This is a genomic window from Isoptericola sp. NPDC019693 (genome assembly GCF_044389085.1).
Classification (GTDB): domain Bacteria; phylum Actinomycetota; class Actinomycetes; order Actinomycetales; family Cellulomonadaceae; genus Isoptericola.
In genome coordinates, this window is sequence record NZ_JBIRXP010000004.1 from 520,969 (window position 1) to 546,914 (window position 25,946).

The following is a 25,946-nucleotide window of genomic DNA, read 5'->3' on the forward strand; positions in this document are numbered from 1 at the left end:
CTCCTGGGCAGGATGTCGTCCGCCACCTGCCGCGACGACGTGACGATGAGGTTGAAGATGCTCGAGAAGGTCTTGTTCTGGCGCGGCAGGGCGCGCCCGGCGGACGACGGACCGGACGGTCGGCTCGTCGACGCGCTCCGGGTGCTCGCCGTCGCGTCGCCGGAGCTCGCCGACCGGGCGGTCGCCTACGTGCACGGCGGCGCGGAGCCGGAGGTGCTGCTCGAGCTCGAGGCGCTGCGGGGCGGTGACGTCGAGGCGCTCCTCGCCCGGCCCGGCCAGGCGGCCGTCCCGTTCTGGACGACGGCCGCGCAGGGCCGCCGCCTCGAGGCCGCGGTGCCGGGGTGGACGACCGAGAAGGCGCTCGCGGCCCGTTCCGCCCTCTACGCGCCCGACGGGCCGATGACCGTCCCCCGGCTCGTGCGGTTCGGCAGGGTGCTCAGCGCCGTGTCGTCGCAGGCCGAGCGGGAGCGGCCCACCGACCCGCGCTGGCTCACGGTGCTCGTCAACGACGTGGTCCGGCGCGCGCACGACCGGCGCGTGCGCCACTCCGGTGCGGACGGGTCCGACCGGTGGACGCCCGACCTGCTGGTCGCGCTGGCGACGGAGGGCGGCGTGCCGGAGGCCGAGGTCACGGCGGTCGTGCTGCGTGAGCTCTTCGAGCGTCCGACGTCGTCGGCGTGGGGCGCCGTGGCGCAGCACCGCCCGGCGCTGCTGGGGGAGGCGGCGCGCGACTTCGTGGTCGCGCACCTGGACGTGGCGCTCCAGGTCGTGCCGGGCGTGGGCGCGGCCGGCAGGACGGCGCTGGTCGAGCTCGCGGCGGGGGACCCGGCGACGACGGACGCGTGCGCGCCGCTGCTCGCCCGGCTCGCGGCCGACCCGGGCAAGGAGGTCCGCGAGGCCGCCGTCGCCGCCGTCGGGCAGCTTCCGGGCGACCGGCAGCGGGAGACCCTCGTCCCGCTCCTCACGACGCTCCCGCCGTCCCGGCTCGGCGCTCTCGTCACCCGCCTCGCGCAGCTCGACGGCGGGCTGGACGACCTGGAGCAGGCAGCCGAGCGGTCGACCGGTGCCCGGGCCGCCCTGCTGCGCGACACCGTCGAGCGGGCGCGCGTGCTCGACACGGCGCAGGACGACGACCCCGCCGTCGAGGTCCCGCCCTTCGAGCCGCTGCCGGAGACGGTGCTTGGCGACGAGTTCGTCCGCGCGGCACGGTCCGCGATCGACACCGCCCTCGAGCGGGCCCGCGCCGAGAAGGCGGAGCACCCGGGCAAGGGCGGGGAGGAGTGGCTGCGGTGGCGCCGCGAGGCGGTCGAGGAGGACCTCAAGGAGCTGCCCGGCATCACCGACGACGACATCCGGCACTTCGCCGCGTTCCTCTCCGGGACGAGCTCGCGGCGGCCCGGCAGTGTCGCGTACCGCCGCCTGGCCGCTCCGGGCCTCTTCTCCCGCCTGCCCGGCACGACCCTGATGCACCGGCTGCGCCTCCACGCGGACCAGGTGCGCGGTCGCGCGGGCGGCTTCGCCTGGTACCGGCTCCACGAGGGCGACCTGCTCGACGTCGACCTGCGCGTCCTCGACGAGGCGCTGCGGCGCGTGGGCCGCGAGGACGCCGAGGCGCTCCTCGACGAGCTGTACCTCGCGTCGTGGTGGGCGGCCGACGTCGTCTCGCCCGAGAACGCCTGGCCCTACTACGCGGAACGTCCCGACCGGCTGGCCGCCGCGCTCGACGGCGACGAGCGCACGTACGGCACGTCCAGGACGGCCCGCGCGCTCGACGTGCTGGCGCAGCTGCTCCACGTCCCCCGCCGGTTCCTGCCGCGCCTGACCGAGCTGGCCCTGGGGGAGGGGCGCACGCACCGGGCGTCGGCGCAGGAGGTGCTGAGCGCGCACCCCGGCGTGCGCGGCCTGGCCGAGCAGGGGCTGGGCAGCGGCCGGTCGGCGGTGCGCCGCACCGCGGCGGAGTGGCTGGCCCGGCTCGACGACGCCCGCGCGGTCCCCGCGCTGCGCCGCGCGCTCGCGAAGGAGCGCAGCGAGGTGGTGCGGGCGGCGCTCCTGACGTCGCTCGAGGCCCTCGGCGAGGACATCGCGGCCGACCTGTCGCCGGAGGTGCTCCTCGCCGAGGCGGCCAAGGGCCTGCGCGGCAAGGCGCCGGTGAGCATGGCGTGGTTCGACCCGGGCGCCCTGCCCGGCGCGCGCTGGGCGGCGGACGGCTCTCCCGTGGACCCGGCCGTGCTGCGCTGGTGGGTGGTGCTCGCGGTGAAGCTCAAGGACCCGAGCGGTTCCGGGCTGCTCGAGCGGTACCTGTCCCTGCTCCAGCCGGAGGACCGCGAGCGGCTGGGCGCGTACGTCCTCGCCGCGTGGGTGGCGCAGGACACGCGCAACCCGTCGCCGCAGGAGAGCGAGGCCTACGCGTCGGCCGAGGCCCAGTACCGGTACGACCAGTACCAGGCCTGGGAGCGCCGCACGCCCGGTCTCTACTCGGTCGAGGCGTCGAAGACGGTCGAGGGCCACCACCGCGACCTGTACCGCGAACACCAGGCGACCTACCTCGGTTCGGCGGTCAAGGACAAGGGCATGCTCGCGCTCACCGTCGCGATGCCGGGCGCCGAGCTGGCCGCGACGTTCCAGCGCTACGCCAAGGCGCACCCCGGCCGCCGCGCCCAGACCGAGGCGCTCGTCCAGGCGCTCGCGGCGAACGGGCGGCCGGCCGCCGTCCAGGAGCTCCTCGCCGTGTCCCGCCGGTTCCGGCAGGCCACCGTGCAGGAGACGGCGCAGCGGCTCGCGGCGGAGCTCGCGGACCGGCGCGGCTGGTCGGCGGACCAGCTCGCCGACCGCACCGTCCAGACCGCCGGCTTCGAGGACGACGGCCTGCTGCACCTCGACCTGGGGTCGCGCGAGTACGTCGGGCGGATCACGCGCACGTTCACGCTCGAGCTCACGAGCGACACCGGCACGGTGGTCAAGGCGCTCTCGGCCGCCCGCGCGCAGGACGACCCCGAGCTCGTCGCCGCGGCGAAGAAGCAGCTCACGGCGAGCCGCAAGGAGCTCAAGGCCGTCGTGGCCCTCCAGACGCAGCGCCTCTACGAGGCGATGTGCGTGGGCCGCACCTGGTCGGCGCCGGAGTGGCAGGAGTTCCTGCTCGGCCATCCCGTGATGTCCCGGCTCGTCGAGCGCCTCGTGTGGGTGGAGAACCCGGGGACGGACGGCGCGCGGCCGTTCCGGCCCGACGGCGGCGCGCTCCTCGACGCCGACGACGAGGACGTCGCGCTGGGGGAGGGGTCGACGGTCGGGCTCGCGCACGCGGTGCACCTCGGACCGGACGCGACGGCGGCATGGGCGGCCCACCTGACGGACTACGAGGTCACCCCCCTGTTCCCGCAGCTCGACGTGACGGCGCCCGACGTCCCCGGGGGAGCGACGGCGATCGAGGACCACCGGGGCTGGTTCTCCGACAGCTTCTCGATCCGCGGACGGGCCACCAAGCGCGGGTACGCCCGGTCGCAGGCGGAGGACGCCGGGTGGTTCGGCGCGTACACGAAGACGTTCGCGAGCGCGGGGGTCGTGGTGCGGATCGAGTTCACGGGATCCTTCGTGCCCGAGGAGAACATCGCGGCCGCGGTGACGGCGCTGACGTTCGAGCGCACCGGCCGTGCGTCGCGGCGCGGTCCCGCGGCGGTCGCGGACCTGCCGCCGGTGCTCGTCGCGGAGGCGTACCGCGACTACGTCGCGGTCGCGGAGGCGGGCGCGTTCGACCCCGACTGGGAGCGCAAGAGCGAGTTCTGACCGGCTTCTGGCCGGCTTCTGGCGGCTTGTGACCGGCGTCGTGTGGGACACGGCTCCTACGCTGCGCGCAGGACCACGGGCACGCCGCCCGCGACGGACCGAGGAGGAGCCCGGGTGACGAGCACGACGAGCGGTGACGCGCAGGCGGCGGCCGCAGGACGGGGCGAGCTTCGGCCGCCGGCGGAGGTCCGGTACGCCGACGAGCTCGCGGCGCTCGCGGCCGCCGACGCGCGGCGGGGCGCCGAGGTCCCGCCGGGGTGGCGGCTGAGCCCCCGCGCGGTGCGCGCGTTCGTCGTCGGCGACGCCGAGCTGGGCGTGGGCCGCAAGTTCTTCGGCGACGACCCGCTCGTCGACCGCGCGATCGTGTCGCTCCTCGGGCGGCAGGGGCTCATGCTCGTAGGCGAGCCGGGCACCGCGAAGTCCCTCCTGTCCGAGCTGCTCGCCGCCGCGGTGAGCGGGACGTCGACGCTCACCGTCCAGGGCACCGCGGGCACCACCGAGGACCACGTCCGCTACTCGTGGAACTACGCCCTCCTCATCGCCGAGGGCCCGAGCGAGCGGTCGCTCGTGCCCTCGCCGGTCTACCGGGCGATGGAGGGCGGGCTCGTCGCGCGGTTCGAGGAGATCACGCGCTGCGCGCCCGAGATCCAGGACACGCTCGTGTCGGTGCTCTCGGAGAAGCAGCTCATGGTCCCCGAGCTGGGGGCGGACGCGCGCGTCGCGGCGCGGCCGGGGTTCAACGTGCTCGCCACGGCCAACCTGCGCGACCGCGGCGTCCACGAGATGTCCGCGGCGCTCAAGCGGCGCTTCAACTTCGAGACGGTCGCCCCCGTCCGGGACCGGGCGTTCGAGATGGAGCTCGTCGAGTCCCGGCTGACGGCCGAGCTCGGCCCCGCCGCGGAGCGTCCGGTGCTCGACCGGGACGTGCTCGAGGTGCTCGTGACGGTCTTCCAGGACCTGCGCACCGGCGCCACGGCGAGCGGCGCGCCGGTGAAGCGGCCCGAGACGGTGATGTCGACGGCGGAGGCCGTGAACGTGGCGGTGGCGGCGTCGCTCGAGGCGCGCTACCTCGGTGACGGCACGGTGACCGCGGGCCAGGTCGCCCGCCAGGTGGGCGGCGTCGCACTCAAGGGGGACGAGGAGGACGCGCGCCGCCTGCGGCACTACGTCGACAACGTGGTGCGCGAGCGGGCGCGGTCCGACGCGCGCTGGAAGGACTTCCTCACCGCCGCGGGCGACCTGTGGCGGTAGCACTGCGCGCCGCCTGGGACGCGGCGCCGGCCCGCCTGACGCGGGCGGCGCAGGACCTCGTCGCGCTGCGCGAGCGGGACGGCGTGCACCTGGTCGGCGTGCGCCACCACAGCCCGGCGTGCGCGGTGGCGGTCGCCGCGCTGGTCGAGGAGGTGCGCCCGTCGGCGGTGCTCGTCGAGGGGCCCGAGGAGTACACGCGGCTGCTGCCCGCGCTGCTCGACGAGCGCACCGTGCCGCCCGTCGCGGTCCTCAGCCTCGCCGGCGACCCGGGGGACGGCGGCGGCTCCCGTGGCGCGGGCTTCTACCCGCTGGCGCGGTACTCGCCGGAGTGGGTCGCGCTCCGGGCGGGCCACGCGGCGGGCGCGGAGCTCGCGTTCGTCGACTCGCCCTGGGGCGAGCGGGAGGCCGGGGCCGCCGACGACGGTGCGGGCGCCACGGGCCGCACCGTCCTCGCGGAGCGCCAGCTCGCGCACTCGCGGACCGTCGCGCGACTCGCGGAGCGCCTCGGGTGCCGCGACCACGACGAGCTGTGGGACCACCTGTTCGAGGCGCGCGAGACGGCACGCCTGCGCGACTGGCGAGAGCTCGCCGACGACGTGTTCGCGTGGGCCGCGCTCGCACGCCTCGACTACGAGGAGGAGGCGCTGGCCGCGGACGGCTCGCTCGACCGGGAGGCGCGGATGTCGGCGCGCATCGCCGAGCACGCGGCGACGGCGGCGGGCCCGGTCGTCGTCGTCACGGGCGCGTTCCACACGCTGGCGCTCGTGGAGGCCCTCGCCGGGAGCCCGCACGGCGAGGCCGTCGTGTCCCGGCGGCCGGCGGGCGGCTACGGGGCGCTCGCCGACGCCCCCGCGTGGCTCGTGCGGTACGACGACGAGCGGCTGGACGCGCTGCGCGGGTACGGCGCGGGGATGCCGGCGCCCGGGTACTACGACCGGCTCTGGGCGGCGCACCACGACGCGGGCGGGCCGGCGGCCGCGGCGAACGCGGTGCTCGTGGACGTCGGGCGCGGGGCGAGCGCCCGCGGCGCGCTCGTGAGCGTCGCGCAGTCCCAGGCCGCCGTCGAGCACGCGCACCGGCTCGCCGCGCTGCGCGAGCGGCCGTGGCCGTGCCGCACCGACCTCGTCGACGCGATCACCTCCTGCTACGTCAAGGACGCCGACGACCTGGACGCGGCGGGCGAGCGCCCGCTCGGACTGGCGGTGGCGGAGGTGTTCGCCGGCCGGGCGCTCGGCGACGTCGCCCCGGGCGGCGCGGCCCCGCCGCTCGTGGAGGAGGCCCGCGCGCGGGCCCGGGCGCTGCGCCTCGACGTCTCCGACGCCGTCCCGCGCACGGTGCGGCTCGACGCCCGCCGGCGTCCCGCGCACCGCGACCGGCGCCGGTTCCTCGCGCTGTGCGCGTTCCTGGAGCTGGGCTTCGCGCGGCGCGTCTCGGGCCCCGACCACGTCGCCGGGCGCGGGCTCGGGCTGGTCCTCGAGGAGTGGGAGCACGCCTGGACGCCGCTCGTCGAGGCGCGGCTCGTCGAGCTCTCCCACCGCGGCGCGACCCTCGAGGCGGTCGCCGTCACGCTGCTCGACGACGCGCGCGAGCGGGCGCGCGAGGAACGGTCGAGCGACGCGGTGGCGCGGCTCGTCGCGCAGTGCGTCGTGGTGGGCCTGACCGACCGGCTGCCGCCGCTCGTCGCCCTCGTGCGCGCGACGCTCGACGTGGACCCGTCCCTCTCCTCGGTGGTCGGCGGGATGCGGCGCCTGGCCGGGCTGTGGCGGGCGCGCGCGGAGCTCGAGCTCGGTGAGCAGGGCGAGTCCCTGCTCGACCTGGCCGAGCAGGGGCTCGCCACCGCGGCCTACCTGGTCCCCGACCTCGCGGCCGCCGACGAGACGACGCAGGACGAGGCGCTGGCGAGCCTCGTCGCGCTGCGGTCGCTGGTCCGGGACGTGCGCGACGCGGGACGTGACGGGCCCACGGCGGCGGCGGGCGCCGTCGCGCGCGCCCTCGCGCAGGTGCGCGAGCAGGACGACGCCTCCCCGGCGGTGCGCGGCGCGCTCACGGCGTTCGCGGTGGTCGACGGCGACCTGCGGGACGACGACCTCGTGGCGCGCGTCCGGGCGCACCTGGCACCCGGCGCGGACCCCGTGACCGCGACCGCGTTCCTCGGCGGCGTGCTGCGCGCGGCCCCCGACCTCCTGCTGCACACGCCCGAGATGTTCGACGCGGTGGACGAGGGCCTGCGTCACCTGGACGAGGACGCGTTCCGCGCCGTGCTGCCGGACCTGCGCCGCGCGTTCACGTGGCTGCGCCCGACCGAGACCCACCGCCTCGCCGAGCGCGTCGCGGCGCGGACCGGGACCAGCGCCGCCGCGCTGGACCGGCGCGTGGCGGTGACCGAGGACGACCTGCGCACCGGGCTGCTCGTCGAGCGCGAGCTCGTCGCGGTGCTGGGGCGCGACGGCCTCGGCGCCTGGGCCGCGGGGGGAGCCCGGTGACCGCCGCGGACGCCGCGCCGTCCGGCCGGGCGGACGACCACGAGGCCGCGCGGCGCTGGCGGCTCGTGCTCGGCCGGTACGCGGGGGACACGCTGCCCGTCGCGCCGCAGGACCAGCGCCTCGACCGGACCCTCGGGCATCTGTACGACCGCGAGTACACCGCGCGCGGGCACCGGCACGGCCGGGACGACGGGCCGCGCGCCGGGCGGGGCGGCGGGCGCGACGGCTCCGTCGTCGCGGGCCTGGACTGGCTCGGGTCCGCGCGGGAGCTGTTCCCGCGCGACACGTTCGAGCGCATGCAGGTGGAGGCGGTGGGCCGCTACGGCATGACCGAGCTGCTCGCGGACCCGCGTGCCGTCGACGCGGTCGAGCCGAGCCCGGAGCTCGCGTCCGCGCTGCTGCGCGCCCGTGGCCGGCTGGGCCCCGACGTGCAGGATGGGCTGCGGCGGCTCGTCGCCCGCGTCGTCGAGGACGTGGTGCGCCGCCTGCGGCCGCGCTTCGTGACCGCCGTGGACGGTCGCCGCGACCGCGCGAGGCGGTCGTCCGCCCGGTCGAGCCGGACGTTCGACTCGGCCGCCACCGTCCGCGCCAACCTCGGGCGCTGGGACCCGGACCGGCGGCGCCTGCTCGTCACGGACCTGCGGTTCTCGGCACGACGCCGGCGCGCGCTGTCGTACGACGTGGTGCTGCTCGTGGACCAGTCCGGCTCGATGGCCTCGTCCGTGCTGTACAGCGCCGTCAGCGCGGGCATCCTCGCGGGCCTGCCCGGCATCACGGTCCGCCTGGTGCTGTTCGACACGTCCGTCGTGGACCTGTCCCACCTGGCGCACGACCCGGTGTCGGTGCTCCTCACCGCCCAGCTCGGCGGCGGCACCGACATCGCGCGGGCCGTGCAGTACGCGGAGCAGCACGTGCGCGACCCTCGCCGGACGGTCGTGGCGCTGGTCAGCGACTTCGAGGAGGGCGGGTCGGTGTCCCAGCTCGTCGCGGCCGTGGGACGGCTGCACGCGTCGGGCGTGCGGCTGCTGGGCCTGGCGGCCCTCGACGGCCAGGCGAACCCCGCCTACGACCGGGGCGTCGCCCGGCGCCTCGCGGAGCAGGGCATGGAGGTCGCGGCGCTCACCCCGGAGCGGTTCGCCGAGTGGCTGGGGGAGGTGCTCCCGTGAGCGCCCCCGCCGGTCCCGGCCCGTGGGCGGCCGTGTACGCCGGGTACGACGACGCGGCGCTGGCCACGCTCGCCACCGCGGGGCTGGTCCGCCGGGGGCGCAAGGACGTCGCCGCGGGCCGGGTCGAGGTGATCGAGCTGCGCGCCGACGGGGTCACGCTGTCCGTCGGCGGCGCGCACGTCGAGCTCGACGCGCGAGGTCCCGCCGCGGCGCGGTGCGCGTGCCCGACGCCGGGCGCGTGCCAGCACGTCGTCGCCGCGTGCCTCTGGGCGCGCGAGGCGGCGGACGACAGCGCGGTCCTGGACGACGGGGCGGTCCCGGACGACGCGACGGTCCCGGCCGGCGCGGTCGTCCCCGGCGACGCGGCGGAGTCGGCGGGCCCGGGCGCCCCGGCGGGTGCCGACCCGCTGAGCGAGATCCTCGCGCTCGACCCGCGGTCCGTGCACCGGGCCGCGGGGGCCGCCGTCGTGCGCGCGGTCGCCCAGGAGGTGCGGGAGCCCTCCGCCGGCACGTCGGCCGAGCCGGCGCGCACCTCGACCGACGTCACCGTGGACGGCCCGCGCGCGCTGGTGTCCTGGCCCGGCGCGCCCCGTGTCACCTACGTCGCGGGGGCGGGGTTCGCGGGGATGCTCGTGGACCGCGAGCAGCCCGGCGGCACGCCGTCCACGGGTCGGGCCGACGACCGGCGGTGGCGGCTCGAGGCCCTGGCCCGCGTGTGGCTCGCGCACGGCCGCGCCTGGCCGTGGCCGCAGGAGACCGCGACCGCGCCGCGTCCCAGCGGGGTGCCGGACGCCGGGACGGTGGCGGACGAGGTCGTGCGGGCCGTCGAGCGCGTGCTCGACGTGGGGCTCTCGCACCTCGGCCACGACGACCTGGAGGAGCTGCGGGGAGCGGGCGTGCTGGCCCGGCTGGGCCGCCGGCCGGCCGTGCAGCGGCTCACGACGTCGGCGCTCGGCCGGCTGGAGGCGCTCGCGGACCGCGCCGACGGCGTCGACGAGGAGGACTGCCTGCTCGCGCTGGCCGAGCTCTGGGCCTTCGTGCAGGCGGAGCCCGCCCCGGACGCCGCGGCACCCGACGAGCACGTGGCGGACCTCGAGCGCCTCGTCCCCGTCGGCGCCCGCTGGTGGGTCGCGGCATCGGGCGCGCGCGGTGTCACCGTGCACCTTTGGGACGCGGTCGAGGGTCGCACGCGCGCGGTCACCACCGGGCGCCCGCCTGGCGCCGACCCCACGTTCCGCCGGTCCTGGCACCTCCCGCTGGTGTGGGGCCGCTCCGTCGAGGCGCTGTGCCGCGGCCCGTTCGCGCTCCGCGGGGCGACCGAGCGTGCGGGGGCGGGCCTGCGCCCCGGCGAGGGGCCGGTCGTGACGCCGCTCGGCACGCTCGACGCCGCCACGGTGCGCGACGTCGCGGAGCGCACGGCCGCAGCCCCGGCGCGGACCGAGGTGGGGTTCGGCCGACGACCGGCCGTCGTGCGCGTCGTCATGGTCCGGGACGCGGGACCGGTCGGGGTGGACGAGGTGGCGCAACGGCTCACGTGGACGCTCGTGGCGGCGGACGGCTCGCCGGTCGTCGTGCGCGTGGACGCGGCGGACGAGCCGGCCTGCGACGTCCTCCTCGGCGTCGCGGCGGGGAGCGGGCGTCTCGTCGCCGTCGCGGTCGAGCACGACCTCGGGACGGACGGGGTCGAGGCCGTCGGCCTGTTCGTGGAGCACCCCGGCGGCGGGCTGCGGCTCGTCGTGCCGACGCTCACGCCCGCGGACGACCAGCGCGCGGCGTCGACCTCGTGGACGAGGCTCCGCGCCCGCGTGCGCGCGCTCCGGGGCCGCGCCGTCACCCAGGTGCGCGAGGCCCCGGTGCCGAGCCCGGTCGAGGACGTGTGTGCCACCGTGCTGGACGTGGTCGTGGCGCTCGCGGCGACGGGCAGGCGGCGGCCGAGCCCGCACCAGGCGGCCGCCCTCGCGCGCGCGGCCCGGACGGCCGACGACCTCGGCGCCACGACGCTCGCGGCCGCGGCCACGCTCCCGGACGCCGGGCCGGACGCCGCGGCGCTGCTGCGCGCCGCGTTCGTCGCCTCCCGGGGGCGCGCTCTCGCCCGGTCGCTCGCGGCGGCACCCGCCGGGGGCTGACGCCCGCGGGACGCCCCGCCGCGGCCCGGCGTCGTCGGGCGGTGGTGATGAAGGTTGCCCGGTATCTGGCCTCGTGCGAAAGAATCTGCCACGATCGGGTGTCGTCAGCGTCGCGGAGGGACGGAGGGCCCGTGCTGCCGGAACCGGACGGAACGGGGCTCCTCGACGGCCGCTCCGACGACGAGGGCTGGTCGCACGCGGCCGCCCTGCTCGCGACCCCGGCGGGGACGGTGCGCGCGTTCGCCCAGGGGCCGGGGGCCGCGGGGGAGACGAGCGCCGGGAGCCGCTTCGACCTCGCCTCCCTGACCAAGGCGTTCGTGGCCGTCACGGCCGCGACCCTCGTCGACGACGGGCTGCTCGACCTCGACGCGCCGGTCCGCGAGACGCTGGACGTCCCCGCCGTGTCCACCGGCGCCACGGCCCGTCAGCTGCTCACGCACACCGCCGGCCTCCGGCCGTCGTCCCTCGCGTGGCGCACGACGGCCGACGCCGCGCAGGTGCTCGACGATGCCCTCGGCCCGCCCGCGGACCCACCGGGCGCGGTGCACCGCTACTCCTGCCTGGGCTTCGTCGTCCTCGGCCTGCTCCTCGAGCGGCTCACCGGCGACCCGCTGGACCAGGTGGTGGGACGGCGGGTCGCGGAGCCGATCGGCGCGAGCGGGCTCCGGTGGTCGCCGGGCGACCTCGCCGGCGTGGTGCCGACCGAGCCCGGCACGCCCACGGGCCGGGTGCACGACGAGATGGCCGCCGCGCTGGGACGCCCGGTGGGCAACGCGGGCCTGTTCGGCACGCTCGACGACGTCGCCGGGCTCGCGGCGCTCGTCGCGTGCCGCGGCGCGGCGGGCGGACGGCAGGTCGTCGGCGAGGGGTCGTGGCGCGCCCTGGTCGAGCCGGACGCGGGCGCGCGGCGCGCCGGGGCCCCGTGGGGGCAGGCGCTCGGGCTGCGTCGCGGCGACCCGGCGTTCACGGTGGCGGCCGACCAGGTGGGTCACACGGGGTTCACCGGCGTGTCGTTCGTCGTCGACCTGGCGGCGGGCGCGTCGGCCGTGCTGCTGACGAACCGGGTGCACGAGGGCAGGAACTCGAGCGTGGCGGGCCGCCGTCGGCGGCTGGCCGCCCTGGCCGCGGGCGAGGGCGCCGGGCGCCCGCCCGGCGACGGGCACGGGGGCGGAGGATCGTGGCGGTGAGGGGCGACGGAGGTGCGGGGATGGCGGCACGACCCAGGGCACGCGGCGGGCAGCCGCGCCGGGGCGAGGACGACGGGCCCGGCTTCGAGCTGCGTACCGACCTGCTCACGCGGGTGGCGCACGCGCACGACGCGTCGCACTACCTGCTGCGCCCGGAGGCCGTGGTCCGCCCGCACGGCGTCGACGGCGTCGTCGCCGCGCTGCGCGAGGCGAGCAGGCGCGGACTGCCGGTGACGTTCCGCTCCGGCGGCACGAGCCTGTCGGGGCAGGCGTCGGGTGCGGGGATGCTGATCGACACGCGGACGCGGTTCGCGCGCGTGGAGGTGCTGGACGGCGGGGAGCGGGTGCGCTGCCAGCCGGGCGCCACGCTGCGGCTGGTCAACGGTCACCTGGCCCGCCACGGGCGGCGGCTCGGGCCGGACCCGGCGAGCGAGATCGCGTGCACCGTCGGGGGAGTGGTGGCGAACAACTCCTCGGGGATGTCGTCGGGCACCACGCGCACCGCGTACCGGACGGTCGAGTCGATGACGGTCGTGCTGCCCAGCGGCACCGTCGTGGACACCGGTGCCGCCGACGCCGACGTGCGGCTCGCGGCCCTGGAGCCCGACCAACACCGCGGCCTGGCGGAGCTGCGCGACCGGGTGCGCGGCAGCGCGACCATGCGCGCCGAGGTGGAGCGGCAGTTCGCGATGAAGAACACCATGGGCTACGCGGTGAACGCGCTGCTCGACCACGACAGCCCGGTCAAGATCCTGGAGCACCTGCTGATCGGCTCGGAGGGCACGCTGGGCTGGGTCGCGGACGTCACCTTCCGCACGGTGCCGCTGCTCACGAGGGCCGCCACGACGCTGCTGGTGTTCGACTCCCTGGAGCGCGCCACGGACGCGCTGGTGCCGCTGGGGGCGACCGGGCCGGAGGCGATCGAGCTCATGGACGCCGCGTCGCTGCGCGTGGCCGCCGCCGACCCGAAGGCGGACCCCTCGATGCGGGCCCTCGCGCGCGGCGCCGGCATCAGCGGCCAGACGGCGCTGCTCGTCGAGTACCGGGCGGCGACCGACGGCGCGCTGGCCCCGCTGCAGGACGCCGCGCGCGCCGTCGTCGACGGCCTCGCGCTCGAGGTGCCCGCCGCCCTCACCACCGACCCGGCCACGCGCGAGCGCCTGTGGCGGGTGCGCAAGGGCCTGTACACGGCGGTCGCCGGCGCCCGTCCGGCCGGCGCGACGGCGCTGCTGGAGGACGTCGTCGTCCCCGTCCCGGACCTCACCGGCACGGTGCGCGACCTGGGCGGCCTGTTCGCCCGGCACGGCTACGACGGGAGGCTGAACGACGAGGCCGTGACGTTCGGGCACGCGAAGGACGGCAACCTGCACTTCATGATCACGCCGCGGCTCGGCGACGCCGCCGAGCTGGACCGGTACGCGGCGTTCAGCGACGACCTGGTGGACCTGATCCTGTCCCGCGGCGGCTCGCTCAAGGCGGAGCACGGCACGGGCCGCATCATGGCGCCGTTCGTGCGCCGCCAGTACGGCGACGACCTGTACGCCGTGATGCGCGAGATCAAGGGCCTGTTCGACCCGCGCGGTGTGCTCAACCCGGGCGTGGTCCTCACCGACGACCCGCGCGCCCACCTGCGGGACCTCAAGGTCGAGGCGTCCGCGGGCGGCGAGGACGCCCCGCTGGTGGACCGCTGCGTGGAGTGCGGCTACTGCGAGCCCGGCTGCCCCTCGCGGACCGTGACGACGACGCCGCGGCAACGCATCGTGCTGCTCAAGGAGCTCGCCGTCGCGCCGGAGGGGGAGCGGGAGGAGCTGGCGAAGGCGTACGAGTACTGGGGCGTGCAGACCTGCGCCGCGGACTCGATGTGCGTCGAGGCGTGTCCGGTCGGCATCGACACCGGCGTGGTGATGAAGGGGCACCGGGCGCGGTCGAACCCCGCGGCCGTCCAGAAAGGCGGCGAGGCGCTCGCCGGGTCCTGGGGGCCGGTCGTGAACGTGCTGCGCGGCGCGCTCGGCGTGGTGGAGAAGGTGCCGACGCCCGTGGTGCGCGTCGCGTCGGAGGTCGCGCGCGGGGTCGTGGGGACCGACGTCGTGCCCCGCGTGGACGGGGACCTGCCCGGGCCCGGTCCGCGACGCGAGGAGGCAGACCTGGCCGTCGCCCACGCACCCCGGGCGGTCCTGTTCGCCTCCTGCATGGGCGAGCTGTTCGCCCCGGCGGACGGCGGGCTGCCCGACGACGGACGCCCGGTCGGCGCTGAGGCCGCGTTCCGCTCCCTGTGCGAGCGCGCCGGGATCGGCCTCGCTGTCCCGGTGGGCATCGGCGGCCTGTGCTGCGGCACGCCGTGGGCGAGCAAGGGCCTGCCCGACGGCGCGGCGCGGATGGCGCGCCAGGTGCTCGACGCGCTGTGGACGGCGACGCGCGGCGGTGAGCTGCCCGTCGTGTGCGACGCGTCGAGCTGCACCCACGGGCTGGTCGAGACGCCGCACCACCTCTCCGGGCAGGACGCGGAGCGGTTCGCGCGGCTGCGGATCGTGGACGTCGTGACGTTCGTGCGCACCGACGTGCTGCCGGCGCTCGCGGCCCGCGGGGTCGAGATCGAGACGCAGGACAGCGTCGTCGTGCACCCCACGTGCGCCACCGTGCACCTGGACGCGGTGGACGACCTGCGCGCCGTGGCCGAAGCCGTCGCCGACGACGCCGTCGTGCCCGCCGCGTGGGGCTGCTGCGGCTTCGCCGGCGACCGCGGGATGCTGCACCCCGAGCTCACCGCCGCCGCGACGCACGCCGAGGCGACCGAGGTCGCGGCGGGGGAGCGGGTCCTGCCCGGCGGCCGGTACGACGCCTACGTGTCGAACAACCGCACCTGCGAGATGGGCATGACACGTGCCACCGGCCGCGACTACGTGCACGTGCTGGAGCTGCTGGAGGCGGCGACGCGGGCCGCCGGCTCGGGGCGCCCGGCGTCGCCCTGAGGCACCGCCCGCGAGAGCGCGGCGGGGACGCCGCGCCGCACCGTGACGAGCGCGACGCTCGCGAGCACGAGGGCGATCCCGAGCGACTGGGACCAGGTGAGCACCTCGCCGCCCAGCGCCACCCCGAGGGCGACGCCGGTCACGGGGTTGAGCAGGCCGATCACCCCGACGGCGCCGGCCGGGAGGTGGCGGAACCCGCTGAACCAGCAGACGAACCCGAGCGCCGTCGCGACGAGGCTCACGTACGCGAACGCGAGGGTCTCGGTGACGGACAGGGCCGGCGGCGCGCCCTCCACGAGGGCTGCGGCGACGAGCAGCTCGACCCCGCCGATGACGAGCTGCCACGCGGTGACCGTGAGCACGGGCGTCCCGTCCTGCCACCGCTTGGTGAGGACTGCGCCGACGGACGAGAGGGCCATCGAGGCGACGGACGCCGCGATGCCCCAGCCGTCGAGGGCTCCGGTCGCGGTGCCCACGATGAGCAGGACGCCCGCCCCGCCCACGCCGGCGCCGGCCAGGACGCGGCGCGTGGGGCGCTCGCGGAGCAGGAGCCACGCCGCCCCGGCGATCGCGAGCGGGCTGAGCGACATCAGCGAGGCGGCGACGCTGGACGGGAGCAGCTGGGCGGCGACGTACACGAGGCAGAAGAAGACCCCCATGTTGAGCGTGCCGAGCACGACCGAGCGCCACCACCACGGGCCGCGCGGCAGCCGGCGGGCGACCGCCAGCAGCACGAGGCCTGCGGGCAGCGCGCGGATCGCCGAGCCCCACAGGGGGGTGTCGCCGGGGAGGAGGTGGTGGGTCACGACGTAGTTGGACCCGAACGCGACCGGCCCGACGGCGGCGACCAGGGGCCAGCGGACGCGGAGCCACGCCCGCCGGGCAGGCGAAGAACTTTCCATGGAAACCATTCTACTTTCCGCGGAAAGTAGAATGGGGCCATGTCTGAGGTCGATCGCGTCGCCACGTTCGTGGACCAGTGGCGCCGGGAGCGCCCTGACCTCGACCCGAGCCCCATGGCCGTGATCGGGCGGATGCGCAGGATCTCCGACGACTTCACCGCGGCGCTCCAGGCGAACTACCGGCGCTTCGGGATCGGGGAGGGCGAGTTCGACGTGCTGTGCGCCCTGCGGCGCGCGGGCGACCCGTTCGCGCTCCCCCTGGGGGAGGTCGCCGAGCACACCATGGTGACGGCGGGAGCGACGTCCAAGCGGGTCGACCGGCTGGAGGCCGCCGGCCTCGTGGCCCGGCAGGCGCGGGCCGGCGACGGGCGCGGGCGGGTGGTCACCCTGACTCCCGAGGGGCGCCGGCTCATCGACGAGGCGTACCCCGCGCACCTCGAGCTGGAGGACGGGCTGCTGGCGCCGCTCTCGCGCGCGGAGCGGGCGCAGCTGGAGACACTGCTGCGCAAGCTCGCCGCCGGCTGAGGCGACCCGCGAGCCCCGGGCCCGCCGTCCCCGGAGCGGGAGCGCCTCGGCCGGGTCAGGCCGGACGGGGCGGCCGAGGCGCACGAAGAGTTCGACCGGGGGGCGCTCACCCGGCAGGACCAGTCGATGCCCCCGCCGCCGGCGCGCTGAGGCCTGACGCCTGGCCCCGACAACGCCCCTGATCGGCATTCCTGAAACGGGCCCTAGGTGCCCGCGGTGCGGTCTGCGCTCCGGCGCGTCAGGGGATCGAGGTGATCTCGAGGACGACCGCTTCGCTGGTGTGCGTCATTCCTCCCGGGGTGAGGCAGTCCAGAAGACCGCTGACGGTCGGCCCGGTGATGGTCGCCAGGGCGAGCGCCCCCTCGAACCGCCCGTCCGTGACCGTGCCGTTCTTGGTCACGACCGTCGTGCCCCCGACCGAGACGACGGCGCTCGACATGGTGAGCACCGACTCGCTCCCGTCGTCCCACCGGATCGTCTCCGCGGCCCCGCTCGGGGTCACGCTGGTGCAGGACCGGGAGTCGGAGACGGAGAATCCTGAGGTCCCCGACTCGACGTCGGCAGAGAGGCAGTCGTAGGTGGTCGACCCGGTCACGGTCGTCTGACGTTCGGTGAGGAGGACGATGCCGGGGGAGTATCCGACCTCCTGGGTCCCGACGCAGGTGGCCTCGAGAACCTGCGGTTGTGCAGAGGCGCCCGCAGCGGGGGCGGCCAGGGCGAGAAGCGCGCCGGCCGCTGCTGCCAGGGTGCGGCGAGGGGTGAGTACGCGTGCAGTCATGACGGCTCTCCTTCGATCGGTGTCATCTGCCGTCGGGCCGGTCTGGTCGGGCTGGTTCAGTTGCTGATGGTGAGCGAGGTGATGCCGTTGCCGAGGCTGGTGAGCCCGTCGGGTGTCAGGCAGGACAGCAGTGCGGTCAGGTCGGCGTAGGTGACCTGCTGGGTGTAGTCGGCCCCGGTGGCGTGACCGCTGGTGATGGTGCCCTGCGCGGTGACGAGCAGGGCTGAGGTGACCTGGGTGGTGGTGACGTCGACGGTCGCTTCGGAGGTGGTGATCTGGCCGGTGAGGGCGTTGCGCCAGGTGATCGTCTGCCGTACTCCGGTGATCGTGCCGAGCAGGGTGGCGCAGGACCGCTCTGAGGTGCCGCTGGACTCGACGGTGAAGGGCTTCCAGTCGGTGCTCGTGGCGCAGCTGGTGTACTCGGCGCGGGAGTCGAACTGCACGTCGGCGGGTAGGAGCGTGACGCCGGGGTCGTAGTTCGCGACGGCCGTGCCGAGGGGGCAGCTCGCGAGGAGCGCTTGTGCGGTGGCCGCGCCGTGTGCGGCCGGCGCTGGGGGTGCCGCCGATGCGGCGGTGACCGGGGCGAGGAGGGCGGCCGTCGCCAGCGCGGCTCCGACGATCCGGCCTGCCGTGCGGGGTGGGCGGGAGGTGAGGCGTCGGGGGGCCGTGGTGTTCGGGTGCATGGTCTCTCTTCCTGACAGGGGGTGTGCGAGCTGAGGTCGTGTCCTAGCCGGGCAGGATGGCGAGGGTGGCCGCGCTACCGCCGCTTCCTGCCAGGTCGATGCCGTCTCCGAGGCAGAGCACGTCGTCGGGCTCGATGAGCGTGTAGACGATCGTGGCGATCCGCCCGGCGTACTTGCCCGCGGTGAAGGTGCCGGTACCGGTGGCGGTGACGCTGCCGCCGACGCGTGCGGTGACCCAGGTGAGGCTGATCGTGCTGGTCTCGCCGTCGTCCCACTCGATCGTGCGTGCGCTGGTGCCGAGCAGATCCGACAGCAGGCAGGACATCGTGCTCGTCTTCGTGTACTCGAAGAAGCCGTCCGGAGCGAGTGCTCCCAGGGTTCCGGTGCAGCTGTCGAACGAGACAGTGGTGGTCGAGGTGATGGTTCGCGGGACGTACGTCAGGTTGGGAACGTACTCCTCGATCGCGTCGCCGGAGAGGCACGTGATCAGGCCGCGGTCCTCGGCGGCGTGGGCCGCCGGGGCGATGCTCAGCGGGACGAGCAGCGACGATGCGAGCACGATGGCTCCCGTCAGCGTGCGCGTCCTGGTGTGCTTCGACATGAGGTTCTCCGATCGTCTGAGCCGGTGCTGCGGCAACGGTGGGGAGCCGGGAGCATCGCGGCTCCCCACCGCTGCGGCCCGCCCGCCAGGGCGGACGGATGACGAACTCCTGCGGTCAGGGCACGGAGGTGATCTCCAGGACGGTGGTGCCGGAGGACTCGGTGAGGCCGGTGCTGGAGAGGCAGGCCAGGGCGCCCGTGATGTTGGGTGTGGTCGTGGTTCTCACGAACGCGTCGCCCGCGAACATGCCGGAGGTGACGGTGCCGGTGACGGTGACGACGGTGGAGCCGGCGACGTTGGTCGTGACCGCGGTGCCGGAGAGCACCGAGTTGACGTTGGTGCCGGTGAAGCCCGTCCAGGCGATCGTCTCGTTGTGCTGCGCCAGTCCAACACTGAGGCAGCCGTAGGTGACGTCCTGCAGGTAGTACCCGCCGCCGCCCTGGAAGGTGCCCACGGCAGGCTCGCTCAGCCCGAGGCAGCTGTATTCGACGCGTTCGTCGAGGTCGACCGGTGCGGCGACGAGCTTGAGCCCGGGGATGTATTCGTGCTCGACGCTGCCGGTACAGGTGGCGTCCAGGACGTCGGCCTGGGCGGGTGCTGCGCCGACGAGCGCGAGGGCGCCGGCGGCCGCGAGTCCAGCGAGGGCGGCCAGTGCCGTGCGTGTGCGGCGCTTCCAGGTGGTGCGAGACGCGGTGGTGGACATGAGGTGGTCCCCGTTTCTTGAGGAGTGACGTGCCCGCCGGCCCGGCCGGCGGGCGGGGTCGCTAGAGCGAGGTGATCTCGAGGACGGTGGTCTCGGTGATCGTGGTCAGCCCCGTGGTGGTGAGGCAGTCGAGCAGGCCGCTGATGGTCGGCCCGGTGTTGACCTGGAGGACGGCGGCGCCCAGGAATCGTCCGGCCGTGACGGTGCCGGTCTTGGTCACCACGGTGGTGCCGGCGGCGTTCACGACCGTGACGGTGCCGCTGAGCACGGAGCTGGAGCCGTCGTCCCAGGTGATGGTCTCGACGTGGGCGGACGGCGCGGCGCTGAGGCAGCCGCGCTCGACGTCGTCGAGGGCGAAGCTCGAGACGCCGGAGCTCACGGTCGCCGAGAGGCAGTCGTACTGGCGGCCGCCGTCCACGTCGACCGTGCGCGGTGCCAGCCGGAGGCCGGGCGTGTAGTGGACGGTCGAGGTGCCGGTGCAGGTCGCCTCCAGCACCTCGGCGTGCGCGGTCGCCCCGCCGGAGGTGGCCAGGACGGTCGCGAGCAGCGCGCCGGCGAGGGTCCGCGCGAGGCGGCTGATCGCGACGCCATGACGATGTGCGCGCACGGCCCCGGCCCTACAACCCCGTGATGGTCAGCACGGAGGTGCCGCTGACCTGGGTCAGGCCGGTGGTGGTGAGGCAGTCGAGCAGGCCGGCGATGTTCGGCAGCGTGCGTACCAGGACGAACGTGTCGTCCTCGAACCTCCCGCCGGAGACCGTGCCGGTGATCGTCTCGACGGTGTTGCCGGCGATGTTGGCCGTCGTGGACGTGCCGGTCAGGTCGGAGGTGCTGTAGTCGGACCAGTAGACGGTCCGGTTGAAGCTGGTCGCCCCGACGCTCAGGCAGCCTCGCTCCACGCCGGTCGAGCTGTTGGAGAGGTGACCGCGGTTGATCGACGCCTTCGAGGTGGTGCACGAGAAGCTCGTGGTGTCGGTGACGTCGACTGTCGCCGCCACGAGCTTGATGCCGGGGCTGTACGCGATGTTGGTGGTGCCGGTACAGGTGGCGTCGAGCACGTCCGCCTGCGCCGGGACGGCGCCGCCGAGCCCCGCGGCCAGGGCGAGCGCGGCTCCGGCGACCGCAGCGAGGACGCCTCGGCGCCGCCGTCGACGGATGGTCGTGCGGTGGATGGTGTCGGTCATGATGAATCCCTTCATCACACTCAGGAACGCGGGCCCACAGCTGTGGGAGCGGTACCACCCGCAGGGTGGTAGCGCGACGAGGGTCGCAGTTGGTTCCTGGATGTCGGCCGCGCGGATCTCCGGCATGACAACCGCCAAGAAGTTAACCCGGGCTCCGACGATGCGCCCGGCGGGCACCGTGCCACCGGGCGCACGAAACGGTTCAGAACCCGGTGCAGCACCGCAAATGGGTCCGGGTGAAATTTGGCGCTGCCGCGGAGCCGGACCCGGGTCATCCTGTGGTCATCCGCGATCTCGTGCACCAGGGCAGCCGCGCCGCCGTGCCGGCCGCCGACAGAAAGGGACCCACGATGGACACCTTCGTCTCGGCCGCTCGACCGTCGTCCGGCAAGGCACGGATCTCGATCCTGGCGGTGGTGCTCGCCCTGCTCGTCGCCGTCGCCGGCGGGCTGGCGGCGCCACGCGCTCAGGCACTTCCGCAGCTCGGCAGCGTGGTCTGCGGAGGTACCACCTCGGCGACCTACGACCCGGGCATCACCTACACGCCGCAGAACGTGTCCTACGAGGCGACCCGGGACTACCAGGGCTGCGTCGTCATCGGCGGGGGCGGGATCACGAGCCTGCAGGACGAGCACATCGTCAGCTCCGGCACCCGGTCGTGCCTCGACCTGCTCTCCACCCAGTCGATCACCAAGACCTACGTGTGGGACACCGGCGCGACGTCCACGTTCGAGGGCACCTACACCTACGTGCAGGCGGCATCCGTGCTGACCATCGTCTGGGACGGCACGTTCACCGCCGGAGCGTTCGACGGCCACCACGTGCGGCAGGTCCTGGAGTACCCGGGCGTCGACGCCCTGACCGCGTGCTCCAGCCCGCAGGGCCTCCAGGAGCTGGACAACGGCATCGTCGCGTTCACCGTCCTGCCGCTGTGACGGTCACCGACTGAAGAGAAGTCCTGCAGAGCAGCACCGCGCCAGATTCGACCGATTCTGAACTGCACCAGAATCGGGTTCTGGATGTTTCGAAACCTCCGCGGCCGGACCCTGAGCCGCGCGCTAGCTGGTGCTGCGGGCGAACTCGTCATCGGTCAGGGCGAGAGCGCCGAGCGGGGTGGTGGCGTCGCGCGAGGTGCGCAGCCCGTCAAGGAGGAGTGTCGCGTAGCGGCGCCAGAGGTCTGGGGCGATTTCGCGACTGTGCTCGGTGACGGCTCCGAGCATGAGCTGGACCATCGGGAAGTCGGTGTGCGCGATGTCGGTCCGGAGCTGGCCGGCCTCCTGGGCGCGAGTGATGAGCGCCTCCACGGCCGGTGCAAGTCGCGTGCCCGCCACGTCAAGGGTGGTGCCGACGCCGTGACCACCCTCGACGAGGATCTGGCGAAGCCCTCGGTTCTCGGCGAAGTCCGCGGCCGCGGCAAGGAAGAACTGCTCGAACGCCTGCCACGGGTCTTCGCGGTCGAGGGCTTGCTCGGCGCGCCCAACGACCTGGTTCACGGCGCTGTCGAGCACGGCCTCCACGAGCTCGGCGCGGTTCGCGAATCGGCGATAGACCGTTCCGACACCGACTCCGGCATGGCGGGCGACGTCATCGAGTGTGACGTCTATGCCTCGGGCGGCGAAGAGTTCACGGGCGGCAGCGATGAGGCGTCGGCGGTTGCGCTCGGCATCGGCGCGCAAGGGCCGATTCACGGGACTCGGGTCGTTCACGAGGCCCAGCATACCTACGAAGCGGAGGCGCGTCCTCCGATTGATGTAGCCTGACGCCATAAATCGGAGGACGCGCCTCCGCTTAGATGGGAGTCTTGAGGATGAGTGCACCGCGCGCGTTGGTCGTGGGAATGGGCATCGCCGGACTGGCTGCGGCCATGCGCCTGCGGGAGGTCGGCTGGGAGCCCGTCGTGGTGGAACGCGCTCCTGACCGGCGCCCGGCCGGCTACTTCGTCGGCCTGTTCGAGACCGGCCGTGCCACCGCGCAGCGCATGGGCGTGCTGGACGCGATCGGCAACCGTGCCGACCCGGACGGCACCACCTACGACGTCGACCGGTCCGGCGAGCGGCGGCGGCCGAGCATGGGTTACGGCGATCTTCCCGGCGACCCGCGGCTCATCATGCGCGGCGACATCGAAGCAGCCTTGTACCCGCAGGTGGCCGAGACCGCCGAGATCCGGTACGGCACCACGCCGGTCGCGATCGAGGAGCACCCCGACGGGGTCGACGTCACGCTGCGCACCACGACCGCCGGCGACGCCGACAGCGGCTGGGCCGCCACCGAGACGACCGAGCGGTTCGACCTGGTCGTGGGCGCCGATGGGCTGCGCTCCACGGTGCGCAAGCTCGTGTTCGGGCCAGACTCCCGACTGCTTCGACCCCTGAACCACATCATCGGGGCCACCCTGCTCAAGGAGCAGGTGCCCGGCTTCCGACCCACCGACGGGCTCATCCTCGCCGAGGAGGGTCGCTCCGCGTGGGTGTTCCCCTTCGTCGACCATGCCCCGGGCGTGCTGTTCTCCTACCGCACCGACGACGAGGACGCCGAGTTCCGCGGTACTCCGATCGAGTCGCTGCGCGCCGCCTATGGCCCCGAAGCGCCAGGACTGATCCTGCAGAGCCTGCTCGACCAGTTCGAGGCCGCCGACGACAGTTTGTTCGACTCCGTGCACCAGGTCGAGATGCCCCGCTGGCACACCAACCGCGTTGTACTCATCGGCGACTCAGCCTGGTGCCTCACGCTCTACTCCGGCATGGGAGCCTCCCTCGGCCTGGCCGGCGCCGACCTGCTCGGCACCACCCTCGCCCGCAACCCGGGCCACACCGCCCGCGCGCTGCGCGAGTGGGAACAGCGATTGCGCCCGTTCGTCAGCGTCCAGCAGCGCTCCGGACGCACCGACGGCCTCGCCATGTTCGTGCCCCAGAACCGTCGTGACCTCGCGATGCGCAACGTCATGTCCAAGGTCACGAGCAACCGCCTGACCAACAAGGCCATGCGCGCCTTCATCGCCACCAAGTTCAAGGAAAAGTCCCTCGACGTCGCTGCCCCCTGAGCAGGTCGGCAGGGTGCGACGCGGGGCGGGCTGGCAAAGTAGCCGTGCCCCGGGTCGCTCTGAACGCGAGCACCGTGCACCAATACCGACCGATTCTGAGGCGCATCAAAATCGGGTTCTGGATGTTTCGAAACCTCAAGATGCAGCTCAGCTAGCGCTCATCTCTTCAACGCCCGCGCGCTGGGGCGAGCCGACAGGCCTCTTGGACTGCCGCCAGATGATGACGCCGACGACAAGGGCTCCGGCCGCGAGCAGAGCGCCAGCAAGGTTGGGGCTGCTGTCGCCGAAGCCCGTGCTGATGACGTAGCCGCCGAGCCAGGCTCCGATGGCGTTGCCGAGGTTGAACATGCCGATGTTCATGGACGACGCGAGGTTGGGGGCGCCGGCGCGCTCGGCTCGTTCCATCACCAGGCGCTGGATCGGGGAGACCGTGGCAAACCCGGCTGCGGCCATGAGGAACACGGCGACGAACGTGACCACGACGTTTCCTGCGGCGAGCCAGAACACGAGCAGTGTCGCTGTCAGGAGAGCGAGGCTTCCCAGCAGCAGGCCCATGAGGTTCTTGTCGGCGAGGCGTCCGCCGAGGAGGTTGCCGATGAACAGGCCGAGGCCGAAGACGAGCATGTAGAGGGTGACCCAGCTCTCCGGCGTGCCGGTCATGTTCATGGTGATGGGGGCGATGTAGGTGATCGAGGTGAAGAATCCCGCCGGCCCGAGGATGGTGATCAGCATCGCGAGCAGCAGCTGCGGGTTGGTGAAGGCGCGGACCTCGGCCGCGAAGTGGAACGACTCGTGGCTGGTGCTGGTGGGGATGTACGCGACGATGCCGACGAGGGCGACCAGGCCGATGGCGGAGATGCCCAGGAAGGACACGCGCCAGGAGAACTCCGTAGACACCCAGGTGGCGATCGGCGTACCGATCAGCGTGGCCAGGGTCATGCCGGAGAACATGAACGCGATCGCGCTCGTCTTCTTGTGCTCGGGGACCGCGCGCGCGGCGATGATCGAGCCGATGCCGATGAATGCCGCGTGGGTGAGCGACGTGACCACCCGGCCCAGCAGAATCAGCGCGAACGAGGGGGCGAAGGCGGTCAGCAGGTTGCCGACGATGAACAGGACCATCAGGACGAGCAGGAATTTCCGCTTGTCGAACCGCTGCCCGACCAGGGTCATGAGCGGTGCCCCGAGGAAGACCCCGAGAGCATAGGCGGTCGCCGCCCAGCCAGCGACGGTGACCGAGACGTCGAACTCGGCGGCGATCCCCGGCATCAGACCGGACACGGCGAACTCGGTGGTACCGATGCCGAAAGCACCGGCGGCCAAGGTCAGAAGGACCAGCCGGGTACGGGAGGCGTTGTCTGGAGAAAGCATGTCCACGAGCCTGACCGGCCCCAGACGCAGCAGCCACACACCCGTTGAACGTGCGCTCTGGGTTCCTACCACCGGCAGGGATACCCTCCTCGCCGCCCGAGGTCCGTATCCGTGCCTACGCTGGTTGACATGTCCCCCTCGGTGAGCGCGTCTTCGAAGAGCCTGGGCGAGTTCCTGCGCTCGCGCCGCGCTGCCCTCGACCCCGAGCAGACCGACGCCGTCAGGTGGGGCGGCCGACGCCGCGTCCCCGGGCTACGTCGCGAAGAAGTCGCCCAGCTCGCCGGCGTGAGCGTCGCGTACTACACCCGTCTTGAGCAGGGCCAGGCCCGCAACGCGTCGACCGAGGTGCTGATGGCCCTGGCCCAGGCACTACAGCTGACGGCGACAGAGACCGAGCACCTGCTCGACCTGGCCAAACCCACTCCGCTGCGCCCCGCGCCCCGAACACGTCCGGAACGCCCCCACCCACGCGCGCTGGCCATGATGGAAGCGATCTCCGAGCAGCCCGCCGTTCTCCTCGGAAGGCGCAACGACGTGCTGGCGTGGACCCGGATGGGACACGCGCTGCTGGCCCCACACCTGCCGTTCGACAGCCCCACGGATCCCTCGACGCGGCCGTCCATGCCGCGACTGCTGTTCCTGGACCCGCAGGTCCGCGACTCCTACATAGACTGGACGACTGAGGCCTGCACGAACGTCGCCTACCTGAGGCGGATCAGTGGGAAGTACCTCGACGACACCCGCCTGGCCGAACTCGTCGGCGAACTCAGCATGAAGGACCCCGACTTCGCCTCCCTCTGGGCATCGGGCCACGTCGGCGAGTGCACAGGCGGCGTCAAGAGCTTCCACCACCCCCTTGTCGGCGACCTGACCCTCGAGTTCCAGATCTGGCTGCAGGCAGACAGCCCGGACCATCGGCTGGAGATCTACACCCCCACCGACCAGACGTCCGCCGATGCTCTCACCCTGCTAGGAACAGTCACCCACGAGGCGAACGCCGCAACCCGACCCTCAGGAACCGCAAAGATCCAACGCGGGACGCGGCCAACGACGAAGAGCACTCGGAGCCGGTAGACGACACCGGACCGGGAGCCCCGGTTGAAGCAATCAAGCTCCACCGCGACGGAGCAACCAGGCTCTGTCGATCCCCCACGATCGCCGTCGACACTTCAAAACTGACCGATTCTGAGGCGCGCC

20 protein-coding genes are annotated in these 25,946 nt (G+C 74.4%); 11 read left to right on the top strand and 9 right to left on the bottom strand.

Annotation, left to right across the window (positions count from 1 at the left end; translation table 11 throughout):
- Window positions 1–57 precede the first annotated feature (57 nt).
- From ACH436_RS14860 to ACH436_RS14890, 7 genes are all read left to right on the top strand, one after another.
- A complete protein-coding gene (locus tag ACH436_RS14860) occupies window positions 58–3,780 on the top strand; it encodes a DUF4132 domain-containing protein (RefSeq protein WP_430560959.1) in 3,723 nt (1,240 codons plus the stop codon).
- Between the two features lie 114 nt (window positions 3,781–3,894).
- A complete protein-coding gene (locus tag ACH436_RS14865; RefSeq protein ID WP_430560960.1) occupies window positions 3,895–5,031 on the top strand; it encodes an AAA family ATPase in 1,137 nt (378 codons plus the stop codon).
- Complete coding sequence (locus tag ACH436_RS14870; RefSeq protein WP_430560961.1) at window positions 5,022–7,514, top strand: DUF5682 family protein; 2,493 nt, start codon at window positions 5,022–5,024, stop codon at window positions 7,512–7,514. Before ACH436_RS14865 ends, ACH436_RS14870 begins: the two co-directional genes overlap by 10 nt.
- Window positions 7,511–8,680: a VWA domain-containing protein gene (locus ACH436_RS14875; protein ID WP_430560962.1), complete on the top strand. Its 1,170-nt coding sequence runs from the start codon at window positions 7,511–7,513 to the stop codon at window positions 8,678–8,680. Before ACH436_RS14870 ends, ACH436_RS14875 begins: the two co-directional genes overlap by 4 nt.
- Window positions 8,677–10,806, top strand: coding sequence for a hypothetical protein (locus ACH436_RS14880; protein WP_430560963.1), 2,130 nt, complete (start codon window positions 8,677–8,679; stop codon window positions 10,804–10,806). Before ACH436_RS14875 ends, ACH436_RS14880 begins: the two co-directional genes overlap by 4 nt.
- A gap of 131 nt (window positions 10,807–10,937) precedes the next feature.
- On the top strand, window positions 10,938–11,993 hold the full coding sequence (locus ACH436_RS14885) for a serine hydrolase domain-containing protein (protein WP_430560964.1): 1,056 nt from the start codon (window positions 10,938–10,940) through the stop codon (window positions 11,991–11,993).
- A 20-nt stretch (window positions 11,994–12,013) separates the two neighbouring features.
- Window positions 12,014–14,962 (top strand): FAD-binding and (Fe-S)-binding domain-containing protein, encoded by a 2,949-nt coding sequence (locus tag ACH436_RS14890; protein ID WP_430560965.1) that lies wholly within the window; start codon window positions 12,014–12,016, stop codon window positions 14,960–14,962.
- On the opposite strand, the gene ACH436_RS14895 is transcribed toward ACH436_RS14890, so the two are convergent.
- The gene (locus tag ACH436_RS14895) at window positions 14,890–15,864 is read right to left on the bottom strand and encodes a DMT family transporter (RefSeq protein WP_430560966.1); all 975 of its coding nucleotides are present in this window, start codon (window positions 15,862–15,864) and stop codon (window positions 14,890–14,892) included. The genes ACH436_RS14890 and ACH436_RS14895 overlap by 73 nt on opposite strands.
- Before the next feature lie 39 nt (window positions 15,865–15,903).
- Between ACH436_RS14895 and ACH436_RS14900 the strand changes: the two genes are divergently transcribed.
- Window positions 15,904–16,389 carry a MarR family winged helix-turn-helix transcriptional regulator gene (locus tag ACH436_RS14900; RefSeq protein ID WP_430560967.1) on the top strand — a complete coding sequence of 162 codons (486 nt, stop codon included), beginning with the start codon at window positions 15,904–15,906 and terminating at the stop codon, window positions 16,387–16,389.
- 238 nt (window positions 16,390–16,627) lie between these two features.
- Here the strand turns inward: ACH436_RS14900 and ACH436_RS14905 are convergent, their stop codons facing one another.
- The 6 genes from ACH436_RS14905 to ACH436_RS14930 form a co-directional block, all read right to left on the bottom strand.
- Window positions 16,628–17,167, bottom strand: a complete 540-nt coding sequence (locus ACH436_RS14905) for a hypothetical protein (RefSeq protein WP_430560968.1) — start codon at window positions 17,165–17,167, stop codon at window positions 16,628–16,630.
- 56 nt (window positions 17,168–17,223) lie between these two features.
- Window positions 17,224–17,850 carry a hypothetical protein gene (locus ACH436_RS14910; protein ID WP_430560969.1) on the bottom strand — a complete coding sequence of 209 codons (627 nt, stop codon included), beginning with the start codon at window positions 17,848–17,850 and terminating at the stop codon, window positions 17,224–17,226.
- A 43-nt stretch (window positions 17,851–17,893) separates the two neighbouring features.
- On the bottom strand, window positions 17,894–18,451 hold the full coding sequence (locus ACH436_RS14915) for a hypothetical protein (RefSeq protein ID WP_430560970.1): 558 nt from the start codon (window positions 18,449–18,451) through the stop codon (window positions 17,894–17,896).
- A 115-nt stretch (window positions 18,452–18,566) separates the two neighbouring features.
- A complete protein-coding gene (locus ACH436_RS14920; RefSeq protein ID WP_430560971.1) occupies window positions 18,567–19,154 on the bottom strand; it encodes a hypothetical protein in 588 nt (195 codons plus the stop codon).
- 61 nt (window positions 19,155–19,215) lie between these two features.
- Window positions 19,216–19,761: a hypothetical protein gene (locus ACH436_RS14925; protein ID WP_430560972.1), complete on the bottom strand. Its 546-nt coding sequence runs from the start codon at window positions 19,759–19,761 to the stop codon at window positions 19,216–19,218.
- 10 nt (window positions 19,762–19,771) lie between these two features.
- On the bottom strand, window positions 19,772–20,338 hold the full coding sequence (locus ACH436_RS14930; protein ID WP_430560973.1) for a hypothetical protein: 567 nt from the start codon (window positions 20,336–20,338) through the stop codon (window positions 19,772–19,774).
- 350 nt (window positions 20,339–20,688) lie between these two features.
- On the opposite strand from ACH436_RS14930, the gene ACH436_RS14935 reads away from it, so the two are divergent.
- Window positions 20,689–21,273, top strand: a complete 585-nt coding sequence (locus ACH436_RS14935) for a hypothetical protein (RefSeq protein WP_430560974.1) — start codon at window positions 20,689–20,691, stop codon at window positions 21,271–21,273.
- Window positions 21,274–21,396: 123 nt separating this feature from the next.
- Here ACH436_RS14935 and ACH436_RS14940 read toward each other — a convergent pair whose 3' ends face one another.
- A complete protein-coding gene (locus ACH436_RS14940) occupies window positions 21,397–22,044 on the bottom strand; it encodes a TetR/AcrR family transcriptional regulator (RefSeq protein WP_430560975.1) in 648 nt (215 codons plus the stop codon).
- A gap of 101 nt (window positions 22,045–22,145) precedes the next feature.
- Here ACH436_RS14940 and ACH436_RS14945 point away from each other — a divergent pair, with 101 nt between their 5' ends.
- Window positions 22,146–23,378, top strand: a complete 1,233-nt coding sequence (locus ACH436_RS14945) for an FAD-dependent monooxygenase (protein WP_430560976.1) — start codon at window positions 22,146–22,148, stop codon at window positions 23,376–23,378.
- 147 nt (window positions 23,379–23,525) lie between these two features.
- On the opposite strand, the gene ACH436_RS14950 is transcribed toward ACH436_RS14945, so the two are convergent.
- Window positions 23,526–24,749 (bottom strand): MFS transporter, encoded by a 1,224-nt coding sequence (locus ACH436_RS14950; protein WP_430560977.1) that lies wholly within the window; start codon window positions 24,747–24,749, stop codon window positions 23,526–23,528.
- A gap of 129 nt (window positions 24,750–24,878) precedes the next feature.
- On the opposite strand from ACH436_RS14950, the gene ACH436_RS14955 reads away from it, so the two are divergent.
- On the top strand, window positions 24,879–25,823 hold the full coding sequence (locus ACH436_RS14955) for a helix-turn-helix domain-containing protein (protein WP_430560978.1): 945 nt from the start codon (window positions 24,879–24,881) through the stop codon (window positions 25,821–25,823).
- The last annotated feature ends 123 nt before the right edge of the window (window positions 25,824–25,946 follow it).

Excerpts from the sequence above, each read along its gene's own strand:
- ACH436_RS14860 (WP_430560959.1), top strand. The coding sequence starts at position 58 with ATGCTCGAGAAGGTCTTGTTCTGGCGCGGCAGGGCGCGCCCGGCGGAC.
- ACH436_RS14890 (WP_430560965.1), top strand. The coding sequence starts at position 12,014 with ATGGCGGCACGACCCAGGGCACGCGGCGGGCAGCCGCGCCGGGGCGAG.
- ACH436_RS14895 (WP_430560966.1), bottom strand. The coding sequence starts at position 15,864 with ATGGAAAGTTCTTCGCCTGCCCGGCGGGCGTGGCTCCGCGTCCGCTGG.
- ACH436_RS14900 (WP_430560967.1), top strand. The coding sequence starts at position 15,904 with ATGTCTGAGGTCGATCGCGTCGCCACGTTCGTGGACCAGTGGCGCCGG.
- ACH436_RS14905 (WP_430560968.1), bottom strand. The coding sequence starts at position 17,167 with ATGACTGCACGCGTACTCACCCCTCGCCGCACCCTGGCAGCAGCGGCC.
- ACH436_RS14910 (WP_430560969.1), bottom strand. The coding sequence starts at position 17,850 with ATGCACCCGAACACCACGGCCCCCCGACGCCTCACCTCCCGCCCACCC.
- ACH436_RS14915 (WP_430560970.1), bottom strand. The coding sequence starts at position 18,451 with ATGTCGAAGCACACCAGGACGCGCACGCTGACGGGAGCCATCGTGCTC.
- ACH436_RS14920 (WP_430560971.1), bottom strand. The coding sequence starts at position 19,154 with ATGTCCACCACCGCGTCTCGCACCACCTGGAAGCGCCGCACACGCACG.
- ACH436_RS14930 (WP_430560973.1), bottom strand. The coding sequence starts at position 20,338 with ATGACCGACACCATCCACCGCACGACCATCCGTCGACGGCGGCGCCGA.
- ACH436_RS14935 (WP_430560974.1), top strand. The coding sequence starts at position 20,689 with ATGGACACCTTCGTCTCGGCCGCTCGACCGTCGTCCGGCAAGGCACGG.
- ACH436_RS14945 (WP_430560976.1), top strand. The coding sequence starts at position 22,146 with ATGAGTGCACCGCGCGCGTTGGTCGTGGGAATGGGCATCGCCGGACTG.
- ACH436_RS14950 (WP_430560977.1), bottom strand. The coding sequence starts at position 24,749 with ATGCTTTCTCCAGACAACGCCTCCCGTACCCGGCTGGTCCTTCTGACC.
- ACH436_RS14955 (WP_430560978.1), top strand. The coding sequence starts at position 24,879 with ATGTCCCCCTCGGTGAGCGCGTCTTCGAAGAGCCTGGGCGAGTTCCTG.